This window comes from Pseudoalteromonas sp. OANN1, assembly GCF_024124685.1.
Classification (GTDB): Bacteria; Pseudomonadota; Gammaproteobacteria; order Enterobacterales; family Alteromonadaceae; genus Pseudoalteromonas; species Pseudoalteromonas piscicida.
This window is the reverse complement of sequence record NZ_JAMXSE010000030.1, coordinates 25,844-37,289: the sequence shown is the minus strand read 5'-3', so window position 1 is coordinate 37,289 and position 11,446 is coordinate 25,844. Positions and strand designations below refer to the sequence as shown.

The window sequence follows — 11,446 nt, the reverse complement described above, 5'->3', positions numbered from 1 at the left end:
ATGGCGTGGGTTTATTTAATTATGGCTGGCCTGTTTGAAATAGGTTGGCCCGTTGGTCTGAAAATGGCGCAACAAGCCGATACTCGTTGGTTAGGCATAGTGATAGCCGTTGGTTTTATGGCCTTGAGCGGCTGGATGCTATGGCTGGCGCAAAAGCAAATTCCATTGGGTACCTCGTATGCCGTGTGGACGGGTATTGGCGCGGCAGGCACATTCTTAGTGGGTATCTTCTTTTACGGTGACCCAAGTAGTTTTATGCGCTACTTGGGCGTATTATTTATCATCAGTGGGGTTGTGGTACTTAAGTTAGCATAACCAAAATCGCCGCGATGGCGATGAGTAAGAGTCCCATTGAGTCGCGCTTCTTCACCGGCGCTTTGAGCCATAAGAATGAGATAAGCAAAGTAAAAAACACTTCGATTTGGCCGAGTGTTTTCACGTAAGCTACATGCTCAAGGCTCATTGCGCTAAACCAACCTATAGAACCGATACAGCTGCTGACACTAATTGCTACTGTCAGTTTGCGACGTTGCCAAAGTACCCGACAAGAGTGTGGTTCTCGTATCGTCATATACATACTCAGCATCACAGTTTGGCAAACCAGCACCAACAGTAGCACCCATGCTGCACTGTGAGGAAAAGGTAGGCCCGATGCGATACTGGCTTCACGCACCCAAAGAGAAGTAAGCGCGAAGCTTGTTCCACAGGCAAGTCCCACTAGTGCAGTTTTACCATTGAAAGCACGTAGGCTAAAACCGCTCAATAACAACACCGCGATGGCGCCGATAAAGACACCAAACCAACCGAGTAAAGTTAAGCTTGAGCCAAAAAAGAGTACGCCCAAAATCGCCGCCACGAGTGCCTCGCTCTTCGCAAGTCCAGCGCCTATGGCGTAATTGTTTTGCTTAAACAGCACCACCATTAACCCCGTCGCGATGATCTGCATGATACTGGCACCCAGCACAAAGGCTAAAAAGTCATCGTTAATGGCGAGCGGCTCTGCGGGAGCAATCTGGTAAAGGCTCCAAAGATATAACCCCGCAAGTGGGCTGGCTAAAATAAATCTTGCGAGGGTGACGCTGGCTGTGGAGGCGCTTTCACTCAATTTGCTTTGAAAAGCATTTCGCCAAGCCTGAGAAAAAGCAGCTAGTAAGGTGAACAAAATCCACATGAGAGGTGACTCTACAATGCTCGAATGTGTATCAGCATACCGGATAGGAGCGAGTCTGAATAAATGAATTATCGTGATAGTGAAAATAATTCAATGTGTATTCAAGGTGCTACAGAAGCACTCTTGTGGTTGGCGTACTGCGACAATTTGCCACATGTTCAATTTTCAGTATCACGATATGATTGACGTCGATGCTACAAGATTGGGCCATAGGCTAGGGTATTACGTATTCACTTATGGCTTTTCTTTTTAACGCTATTCTGCTCTACTGAGTTGAATAATCAAAAGGTTGAAGGAGTATCTTGTGGGTATACTAATTATCTGTGCAATTCTTGCCATCTTACTACCTTATTTTGCCAAAATTCCTGTGGCAGTGGCGATGAACAAAGAAGGGGGCTATGACAACAAGCACCCGCGTGAACAGCAAAAGAAACTGACTGGGCTGGGGGCAAGAGCGCTGGCCGCGCATCAAAACTGTTTTGAGTCATTATCCGTGTTTGCTGTCGCCTTAGCCGTTGCGTTTGGCACCCAAACCTACACTTCTCTAGTCGAATGGCTAGCCATAGGCCATATTGTCGCTCGAGCATTATATTGTGTGCTGTATTGGGCGAATATTGACGTGCTGCGCTCCATCGTATGGGCGCTAGGGCTCGGCTGTGCTATCGCCATTATTGTGGTGTGTGGTGTATAGTCGTCCTTTGCGTGACTCTACACTTAGGTCAACTGAATTAACTCTGCTGAAATCTCTTTCACTTCAGCAGAGTTAACCTCCAACTGTGCCAATGCTAAGTTTGCGATACGCACTCGGTATAAGTCGATAACCCGATAACCACAGTAATGTGCCATTCTTCTTATTTGGCGATTGAGGCCTTGGCGTAACACTATTCTAAAGCGGTCATGTGCGATTTGCTCAACGGTACAGGGGAGGGTTATTTGGCCCTTCACTGGCACGCCGGCTGCCATTTTAAGGCAAAAATCTGGGTCCAGAGGCTTGTCAACTTGCACCTCATATTCTTTCTCTTGATGATGGTCAGGGTGGATTAACTGCTGACACAGTGCCCCATCATTGGTAAGTAGTAGTAAGCCTCGACTGTCTTTGTCTAGCCGACCTATCGGATACACACGACACAACTCTGGAAGTACATGGTAGATACTGGCAGGGTCATCTGGATTCACTTTGCAGTCTATACCAACAGGTTTATGGTAAACAAAAAGTCTTCTCGCTTGCGGCGGCGCGACCGGTTCACCATCGACCATAATGCAATCGGTCAAATTGATGTGATCTATGTGGTTGGCCAAGCGGCCATTTACGGTCACTCTTGCGCTATCAATTAAGCGAGACGCTTGTCGCCTAGAGCAAACACCGCAGTGGCTGAGATATTTGGCCAAACGCATCGGATAGGACATAGACATTCACATGATCAAAAAGAGATAACAGCGCGTATTGTAGGGCAACAGACTGTTTGGATCTATGCATGGGGAATATCAATGGCCATTGCGTTTTCAAAGTTAAAACAACATCAACCGCTGCAAAAGGTAATAGTGCATTCCATCGATTTAGCGCTTTATCAAGTCAGTGTGCTTATTAATAATGTGGAATATTATGTCACGGAAGAAAATGGCGAGTTTTTAAAAGCACATAACCCGCTGCAAATTCAAAAACGCCTGCTTGATATTAGCTACATAGAAATGGTGATTAGGCATCAAAGCGCTTATGACGAGATGGTAGGGCACCCAGTTTCAGCCAATGACAATACACTAGAAGTGCCCTTCGGTCGTAATAACCTGTTTTAAGCGTTATCTGTGTTTTGTGAGTACTTCACTCACCGCGGTTGCAAAATCGCGGTGGTGAGCGATCCCCATGTTAATCAATCTGGTGTCTTTTAGAGCACAATTTTGTGGTCTTGTGGCATCGTCGCTCGGTTGGTTCAGCGGCACGAGATCTTGCGTCGGTAGCTGCAAAGCCTTCGCCATGACCAGCGCCATTTCATACTTAGTTAATGCTTGATTGCCACTGATATGAATAATCCCACTAAGACTAGGCTGTGCGATAACATCTTTGAGCGTTAGCGCAATATCATTGACGTGGGTGGGGTAGCGAATGGCCCAATGATCGTGACTGGAAGCGGGGTTGGCTAACAGCTGTTTTGCAATAACGGTTACCGCAGATTCTTCCAGCGTTTTTACCTCGCCGTATAATACTGGCACTCGTACTATGGTGTGTAATGCGCTATCCGCCAGTATGGCACGTTCCGCAGCTTGCTTGGTTTGGCCGTAGAAGTTCACAGGATTAGTGATATCCGTTTCAACATAAGGTGCTGAGGTGCCGTCAAACACATAGTCAGTACTAATAAAGAAAAATCGAATATCTCTTTCGCGGCAGGCTTGGGCTAAGAACTCGGTTGCCGCAACATTGAGCGCAAGCGTGGCCGCTTGATCTCGCTCACATTGCTCTGGCCTACGCTCTGCTGCTGCGTGAATCAGTACCTCTGGGCTGTGATTATCTAAGAAATCTAAAACCGAATTGTGGTCAGCCAAGTCAAGTTTGTGAAGTGGCGCGGCTGCTCGGCTAAAGCCACATCCTAAAATCTCGTGGGTACTACTTAGCTCTTGGCAAAGTGCGCGGCCAAGTAAGCCCGTTGCACCAGTGATCATGACTTTAGACATAGAAAACAGCATCCTTTTTAAAAGAGCAAGTACAGTAGCAAAGTTGGACGAAAAACTACAGATTTGTATTGTGTAACCCTATTTTGTACAAGGAATCGAGCTACAGAAATGAATAATAAAAGTTTATTGAACCGTATGTGTTTTTGTTGATATAGACACCAAGCGGTAATGGGCGTGCCGATTTCAGCTGAATTTAAGATGTAGAAGTCATCATCATCACTCCTACATCTCCAATTCGTTTAAGCCGTTTGCTCTGTCAGCGGCTTTTCAGATTGCTTTTCCCAATGCTTGGTTTTTAGACCAAGTACACCGACAAATACACCAATACCGATAGTAAATAGCGCAATTTGTAGGTATAGATTTGGTAAGTCTTCGATATTATTAGGATCAAAGCTACCAGCGAGCAGACCCGAGAAGATATTACCAATTGAGTAAGTGAGTACGAAAACCCCCATCATTTGCCCAGCAAAACGTTTGGGAGATAACTTACTTACTGCGCTCAACGCCACTGGGCTTAAACAAAGCTCACCCACGGTGTGCAGAAAGTAAGTGGTGATCAACCACATTGGTGCTACTTGTAGGCCTTGGGCTGCATATTGAGAAGCGAAAAACATTACAATAAATCCGCTCGCCATGATGATCAGACCAATCGCACATTTTACGCTATAGGTTGGCGTGATCATACGCTTGGCTAAGTTAATCCAAAGCGCTGCAAAGAAAGGTGATAAGATAATAATGAAAAAGGCATTGGCAGATTGAAACCAAGCTGTGGGAATACTAAAGCTGCCTATTAAGCGGTCCGTATAATCACGAGCAAAGAGGTTAAGCGAAGAGCCTGCTTGCTCAAAGCCAGACCAAAAGCAGGTAGAGGCAACGCAAACCAAAAAGAGAGCCCACATTCGGCGCTTTTCATTTTCATCTAGGTTTCCAGCAAAGTAGATATAACCATAGTACAAGAAAAACGTAATGGTGAAAGCGAAGGCTACATACTTTGCCAGTACCACAGGGTTTATCACTAATACGCCAGTAAATGCAGCAATGGTAACTGCTGCGACAGCCGCAATTGCAAGGCCTATAGCACTCCATGCTTTTACGCTCTCTTTTCCTTTCATGGGGTTAGTTGGCTCGTTACCGACAGTGGCAATATGTTTGCCTGTTAAACGATACGTGATAAGGCCGACTGCCATACCGACAGCCGCTGCGCCAAAGGCCCAGTGCCAGCCGACATTTTCCATAAAGTAGCCGCACACCATATAACCAATCACAGAGCCTAAATTGATCCCCATATAATAAATGGCGTAACCACTGTCACGACGATTATCCTCATCATTATAGAGCTGCCCAACCATGGCACTGATGTTTGGCTTTAATAAGCCCGTACCACTGGCAACAAAGATAAGGCCCACAAAAAAAGAAAACTCGCTAGGAATGGCGAGAATAATGTGGCCACACATGATGATGATCCCGCCGTACCAAACCGCGCGTTGACCACCAAGGAGGCGGTCGGCTATCCATCCGCCAGGTAACCCTAAGAAATAAACCGAACCAGTGTAGAGGCCATATATTGCGGCTGCAGATGCGACAGTAAAACCAAGGCCTTCTTGTTGTAAGGTTGCCGTCATGAAAAGCACTAACATGGCACGCATGCCATAATAACTCATTCGCTCCCACATCTCGGTGAGAAACAGTGTAAACAGACCTTTTGGATGACCAAAAAAGCCTGTGTCACTTGTTGTGTCCTGTGATGACATATTTCACTTCCATTATTATCGTTTTTTGGAAGTCAATATTAGTACGTTATTCAAGCACCGAATGCAACCGCATGAAAGGAAACATTACATCATCTTTTTTAACATTTGTATGTCATCGATTTCCACATTGGCTAATCCTTTGTACTGGTATGGTGCAAAGTGATTGCGAAGCCAAACACTAGGGCAGCCAGCACGGTGTGCTCCTTGTACATCGGTATCTAAGCTATCGCCAACATGCAGAAGTTGATGTGGTGCAAGGTTAAAATGCTGGCAGGCAAGCTGGTAAAGCTCAGGGTGAGGTTTAGCGCGGCCATCAATTCCAGCGCGAAGCACTAAGTCAAAACTATCGCGAAGATTAAATTTATCTATCTCGACATTACCATTAGTGATAGCAATAATGTGATATTGACTGCGTAACTGAGCAAGCAGGCTGATGACGGCGTCGCTGACCGTGATATTACTGCGGGCATCGGCAAAGGCTTGGTAGGCACGTAGTGCGTGCTGTCTACTTGTTGCGGTATCAAAGCCCAGTGCCGTGAAGCCCCATTCAAGTGCCACTTGACGCCACTTTGTCACATCTTCTGCAAGCGCACTGTTTTGTTTGAGCGTTTCGTTTCGACACTGAGACCAGAATGATCGCCCCCTCGCTTGCCACTCGGGAATAGTATTCAGGTGCGCTGTCATGGCGTTAACGGCCGCAATGATAATAGGCCTGTTGTCGTATAGTGTATCGTCTAAATCAAAACTGATGGCGGCAATGTCTGAAATGGGCTTATTGAATCTCATTGTTACTCGTCTTTTTGCTTTTTCGCTCTTGGGTGAGCGCTATCATACACTTTTGCTAAATGTTGAAAATCTAAATGGGTGTAGACCTGAGTGGCTGATAAGCTGGCATGTCCAAGCATCTCTTGTACCGCGCGCAAGTCACCGCTGGATTCTAGCATGTGGCTGGCGAACGAGTGCCTCAGTTTATGGGGGTGAATAGGTGTACTAACCCCTTGTTTCAGACCCCATTCTTTCATTCTTGCGCGGACATGGCGAGGGCTGATCCGGCGCTTTAATTTGCTCACAAAAAGCGCGGGTTCTTCCAATGTTGCAAATTGCGGCCTTATTTTGAGCCAATCAGCTAGTGCGTTTAGCGCTTTACCACCGACAGGCACAACACGCTCCTTGCCGCCTTTACCAAGCACGCGTATTTCACCGTCTTTGACATCCAATAGGTTTGCGCCAATCAACTCGCTTAATCGCAAACCACTGGAATACATTAATTCCATCATGGCTTTGTCACGAATGGCAAGCGCATCATCTGCCTGAATTTCCAGAAGTTGTCCCATTTGGTCAACATCAAGGTTCTTTGGGAGTGGCTTTTGAAACTTAGGCCCTCGGATCCCTTGCGCGGGATTGACGACTGCCTGTTGCGATTGTGACTTGAGCTTGAGAAATTTATATAAGCTCCGAATACAACTGAGCTTAAGGTTGATGGTTCTTGGGCTGTAATTTTGACCGCGAAGCTTCATGCTGTAGCGGCGGATTTGCTCGCCACTGACTTCAAGCCAAGAGGAGGCGTGTTCACAAAAGTACTGCGCTGCTTGAATAAGCTGAGTGTTGTATTGGGTTAGCGTATGTTCTGAGTAGTGCTTTTCGTGGCGCAAGTGTGCCATAAAGGCGGTTACTGGTTGCGTCCAATCTTCCGATAGTGGTGTTAGGCTCATGCCAGCGCTTCGAGCTTAAGCGATAATGTTTGAATAAAAGCCGTGATCAACATATTGTCATGTTGTGGCGAAAAGTGTTCTGGTGAGCGGCTGGCAAAGGCCAGAATAAAGCGACCTTTGTCTGACGCATCAACGCGGTAAAGTGCTACCGATCCTACTTCAATATCGGCAAACAAGAGTTCAGCTTGTGACGGACTGAGTCGTCCTAAGTAGCAGTTGTTACTGCTCAGTTTAGCTGACACTAGTTCCAAAAGCGTATCATCGATGTTGATGAGTTTACATGCTTGGATGTCCGGGTGGTCCTCAAAGCGCTGTGCTAACGTATGATTGATAGCACTCAACTCAGTACAACGCATGATAGCCAATTGGCATTCACTCAATTGCTTGAAAACCAGCTCGTTGGCTTTTGCATAATGGACCATGTCTTCGATCTGTTGCTGTAGTGAGTTGACTTTGTCGCGGAGCATCCGCTGTTGGTGCAAAGCAAGGTTTGGGAGCCCTTGCTGCTGGTGGTGTAGCTGCAAATCCAATAGCACATAAGGGTGCCTGAGCAAAAAATCAGGATGCTTGCGCAGGTACTCAATGACTAATTGTTCAGTTGAATTTGCTTCTTTTATGGTCATATTGCGATTTGCCCATCAAAAACATGCTCCGCCGGTCCGGTCATTTTCACTACTTGACCTTGACCACCCCAACGCACCTGAAGACTACCTCCTGGTAGGTCGACCCTAACGGTTTCTTCTAACTTACCTTGCATTATGCCTGCAACTACGGCGGCACATGCCCCTGTGCCACAGGCAAGTGTTTCGCCGGCGCCGCGTTCCCAAACTCGTAGCTTAACGTATTCACGAGAAACAACTTCCATAAAGCCAATATTGGCCTTTTGTGGGAAACGTTCATGGTGTTCAAGGAGTGGTCCGAGTGTAGCTACCTCAGCGGTTTCTACACTATCGACAATAATCACGCCATGAGGATTGCCCATAGAAACCGTGCTACAAAACACCGTATGTTCGTCGGCTCTTAAAATATAGGTGTTTTCTTGTTTGTTTGCACGAAACGGAATGGCTTGTGGGTTAAAGTTCGGTTTGCCCATATTCACGGTAACTTGGCCGTCTTTTTCGGTATAAAGGGTGATATTGCCGCCCTTTGTAGAGACACAAACCTTGTGTTTGTTCGTTAAGCCCTTCATGCGCACAAAACGAGCAAAACAGCGAGCACCGTTACCACATTGCTCAACTTCGTTACCATCGGCATTGAAAATACGATAATGAAAATCTAAGTCCGGGGAATAAGGCGCTTCAACCATCAACAGCTGATCAAAGCCAATTCCAAAGTGGCGATCGGCTAACTTCTTAATTTGGTCTCGAGACAAAAACACATTTTGGGTGACATTATCTATCACCACAAAGTCGTTGCCTAAACCATGCATTTTTGAAAAGTTTATAAACATAGAGTGGTTATCTTTTGGTATAAAACCATGGCCTCACTTTGCTAATACTTTGCCATGGATACCTCGGCTAGGGAAGCTGCTTGGCATTAAGCCTTGTTTTGCATCCCTAGGACGTATCCAAGTCGGATTATTGTGGCAGTAGTTGCTCAAATTGCCACAGAGATTCTAACGGCTCTCTTTGGCGGATTAGATGGTGTTGGTTGTTATCAACCATGACTTCTGCACAGCGGGGGCGTGAGTTGTAATTTGAACTCATGGTAAAGCCATAAGCGCCTGCACTACGCTGTACTAATAAGTCGCCCGCCTTAATTTTAAGTACTCGGTCTTTACCTAGAAAATCACCCGTTTCACATACTGGACCAACCACGTCGTAATTTATCGCGTCAACGTCGTCTCGCGGTGTGACTGGTACGATATTTTGCCAAGCCTGATAAAGCGATGGTCGTAACATGTCGTTCATGCCGGCATCAACAATGGCAAAATGCTTATGCTCGGTTGGCTTAATAAATTCGACTTTAGTCACCAGCACACCGGCATTGGCGGCAATCGCTCTACCAGGCTCAAAAATGAGTTCTAGATCATTGAACTGCGCCAATCGTGCTTTAATCTCTGCAGCGTAAGCACTCGGATGCGGCGGTTTTTCACCGTCATAAGGCACGCCAAGACCGCCACCGATATCGAGGTGATGCAAGTAAATTCCCGCTTTTTCAAGTTGAGAAATTAGCGCCAGCACTTTATCTAACGCCGCTAAAAATGGATTAACCTCAACCAACTGAGAGCCGATGTGGAAGTCGATCCCAACCACTTTTAAACCCGGTAGGGCATAAGCGAGCTGGTAAACATCAAATGCGGCTTTGATATCAATACCAAATTTGTTCTCTTTTAACCCAGTTGAAATATAAGGGTGAGTTTTTGCATCGATATCTGGGTTTACACGCAATGAAATTGGCGCAATCTTATCCAGTCTGGTTGCCACTTCACTGATCCGATGAAGCTCTGCAATCGACTCAACATTAAAGCATTTAATACCAGTCTCAAGCGCAAACGCGATTTCATCTTCCGTTTTCGCAACACCAGAAAAAACGACTTTTTGGGGATCTCCCCCAGCTTTTAGCACTCGCGCGAGTTCGCCCTTTGACACAATATCAAAGCCAGAGCCAAGCTGAGCCAAGACGTTCAACACGGCAATATTTGAATTCGCCTTTACTGCGTAGCACACCAAGTGGGGATGACCGGCTGCGGCATCCGTAAAAGCGTGATAATGCCGCGCTAAAGTCTTCTTCGAGTAGACATAGCAGGGAGTGCCATATTGCTCGGCGATTGTGGTGATGGCGACATCTTCAGCGAATAGCTCGCCGTTTTGATAATTGAAATAATCCATTTTAACGCTCCTGTTGTTCTGCTTCAGGCTGCTTTGCTTGTGCTGCTTTCGGTTGGTTTGATTTTTTAGCCTGTTGTTCAGGCAAATAAAGCGGACCGCTTTGACCGCAACCCGATAATCCGATTAAAGTAGTAAAAACAAGTGCCGTTACGCTAAATTTATAAGGTGTCGCTTTCATTAGATAATTCGTGTCAGTGCCTTTATAATCGCAGAGTAACAGAATTGATAAAAAAAGCAGCTTTTCGCTATTGAAATTTCGTCTTCATCAAATTGCTCAAATAGCGAGTTAAGCTTAGGCACCATGCCGCAGTGCGTCAGTAAGAGGAAATCACGATGACAGAAAGTGAATATCATGAGTTAGCCGATGCGCTAATGTTGACTATTGAAGAGCAGATCGATGATTGTGACGCTGATTTAGATTACGAATCAGCATCGGGAATTCTAGAGATTATTTTCCCTGACAAGAGCAAAATTGTTATCAACAAACAAGCACCATTGCACCAAGTCTGGGTGGCGACTAAGTTTAATGGTCATCACTTTGAGTTGCGTGGCGATCAGTGGATTGATAATCGCTCCGGTGCTGAGTTTTGGCAGTTTATGAGCGATGCGGCGACTAAGCAGGCAAATATCGCAATAGAGTGGCAGCACGATTAATGTTGGAATTTGTAGATTATCCTGCCAAAGGGCAACATAAAGCGAGTATTATTTGGCTCCATGGTTTAGGCGATTCAGGTAACGGCTTTTTACCGATTGCATCTGAGTTAAACCTGCCTGACGAATTGGGTGCACACTTTATTTTCCCACATGCACCACAGCAGCCGGTCACCATAAATGGTGGCATGGTGATGCGTGCTTGGTATGACATTAAATCATTTGATCTGGATAAAAGAGCGGATGAGCAAGGTGTGCGAGACTCATCAGCTCAGGTCGAAGCGTTAATTCAGGCACAGTTAGATAAAGGTATTCCAGCTAACCGTATTATCCTAGCTGGTTTTTCTCAAGGGGGGGTGATTGCGCTCCATCTTGCACCGCGTTTAACTGTTAAATTGGCCGGTGTCATGGCACTATCAACTTATATGTGTGTGCCTGAAAAGCTCAGCGCAGAAGCACAGCAAAGCGAGCTCACTATTTTTATGGCGCATGGCAGTGCTGATCCTGTCGTGCCGATGTTTGCAGGTGAGCACGCATTTAACACGTTACAACAGCAAGGCTATGAAGTGAGCTGGCAAGACTACCCAATGGAGCATCAGGTATGTCTTGAAGAGTTAAAAGCCATTCGCGCTTGGTTAATAACGAGACTGAGCGATTAATATT

The 11,446-nt window shown here is 46.0% G+C and carries 15 protein-coding genes; 5 read left to right on the top strand and 10 right to left on the bottom strand.

The window, feature by feature from the left end:
* Positions 1–315, top strand: a complete 315-nt coding sequence (locus NH462_RS20215; RefSeq protein WP_010378121.1) for a multidrug efflux SMR transporter — start codon at positions 1–3, stop codon at positions 313–315.
* Here the strand turns inward: NH462_RS20215 and NH462_RS20210 are convergent.
* The gene (locus NH462_RS20210) at positions 302–1,171 is read right to left on the bottom strand and encodes a DMT family transporter (protein ID WP_253107560.1); all 870 of its coding nucleotides are present in this window, start codon (positions 1,169–1,171) and stop codon (positions 302–304) included. The two genes, NH462_RS20215 and NH462_RS20210, sit on opposite strands and share 14 nt — an antisense overlap.
* Before the next feature lie 304 nt (positions 1,172–1,475).
* Here NH462_RS20210 and NH462_RS20205 point away from each other — a divergent pair, with 304 nt between their 5' ends.
* Complete coding sequence (locus NH462_RS20205; protein WP_010378123.1) at positions 1,476–1,862, top strand: MAPEG family protein; 387 nt, start codon at positions 1,476–1,478, stop codon at positions 1,860–1,862.
* A gap of 23 nt (positions 1,863–1,885) precedes the next feature.
* Here the strand turns inward: NH462_RS20205 and NH462_RS20200 are convergent, their stop codons facing one another.
* The gene (locus NH462_RS20200) at positions 1,886–2,578 is read right to left on the bottom strand and encodes a pseudouridine synthase (RefSeq protein ID WP_253107597.1); all 693 of its coding nucleotides are present in this window, start codon (positions 2,576–2,578) and stop codon (positions 1,886–1,888) included.
* A gap of 81 nt (positions 2,579–2,659) precedes the next feature.
* Here NH462_RS20200 and NH462_RS20195 point away from each other — a divergent pair, with 81 nt between their 5' ends.
* Positions 2,660–2,965 carry a DUF6482 family protein gene (locus tag NH462_RS20195; RefSeq protein WP_010378127.1) on the top strand — a complete coding sequence of 102 codons (306 nt, stop codon included), beginning with the start codon at positions 2,660–2,662 and terminating at the stop codon, positions 2,963–2,965.
* 3 nt (positions 2,966–2,968) lie between these two features.
* Here the strand turns inward: NH462_RS20195 and NH462_RS20190 are convergent, their stop codons facing one another.
* The 8 genes from NH462_RS20190 to NH462_RS20155 form a co-directional block, all read right to left on the bottom strand.
* A complete protein-coding gene (locus NH462_RS20190) occupies positions 2,969–3,838 on the bottom strand; it encodes an SDR family oxidoreductase (protein WP_253107558.1) in 870 nt (289 codons plus the stop codon).
* Between the two features lie 239 nt (positions 3,839–4,077).
* On the bottom strand, positions 4,078–5,589 hold the full coding sequence (locus NH462_RS20185; RefSeq protein WP_010604223.1) for a peptide MFS transporter: 1,512 nt from the start codon (positions 5,587–5,589) through the stop codon (positions 4,078–4,080).
* A gap of 84 nt (positions 5,590–5,673) precedes the next feature.
* A complete protein-coding gene (locus tag NH462_RS20180; protein WP_206472100.1) occupies positions 5,674–6,375 on the bottom strand; it encodes an HAD-IA family hydrolase in 702 nt (233 codons plus the stop codon).
* Between the two features lie 2 nt (positions 6,376–6,377).
* Entirely contained in the window at positions 6,378–7,301 is a 924-nt protein-coding gene (locus tag NH462_RS20175) for a tyrosine recombinase XerC (protein WP_253107556.1), read from the bottom strand.
* Complete coding sequence (locus tag NH462_RS20170) at positions 7,298–7,924, bottom strand: DUF484 family protein (RefSeq protein ID WP_253107554.1); 627 nt, start codon at positions 7,922–7,924, stop codon at positions 7,298–7,300. Before NH462_RS20170 ends, NH462_RS20175 begins: the two co-directional genes overlap by 4 nt.
* Complete coding sequence (gene dapF, locus NH462_RS20165; RefSeq protein ID WP_010378136.1) at positions 7,921–8,751, bottom strand: diaminopimelate epimerase; 831 nt, start codon at positions 8,749–8,751, stop codon at positions 7,921–7,923. Before dapF ends, NH462_RS20170 begins: the two co-directional genes overlap by 4 nt.
* A 127-nt stretch (positions 8,752–8,878) precedes the next feature.
* Positions 8,879–10,132: a diaminopimelate decarboxylase gene (gene lysA, locus NH462_RS20160; RefSeq protein ID WP_010378137.1), complete on the bottom strand. Its 1,254-nt coding sequence runs from the start codon at positions 10,130–10,132 to the stop codon at positions 8,879–8,881.
* A gap of 1 nt (position 10,133) precedes the next feature.
* Positions 10,134–10,310: a lipoprotein gene (locus NH462_RS20155; protein WP_010378139.1), complete on the bottom strand. Its 177-nt coding sequence runs from the start codon at positions 10,308–10,310 to the stop codon at positions 10,134–10,136.
* A gap of 155 nt (positions 10,311–10,465) precedes the next feature.
* On the opposite strand from NH462_RS20155, the gene cyaY reads away from it, so the two are divergent.
* Positions 10,466–10,786 (top strand): iron donor protein CyaY, encoded by a 321-nt coding sequence (gene cyaY / locus NH462_RS20150; RefSeq protein ID WP_010378141.1) that lies wholly within the window; start codon positions 10,466–10,468, stop codon positions 10,784–10,786.
* Entirely contained in the window at positions 10,786–11,442 is a 657-nt protein-coding gene (locus tag NH462_RS20145; RefSeq protein ID WP_253107552.1) for an alpha/beta hydrolase, read from the top strand. Before cyaY ends, NH462_RS20145 begins: the two co-directional genes overlap by 1 nt.
* Positions 11,443–11,446 lie beyond the last annotated feature (4 nt).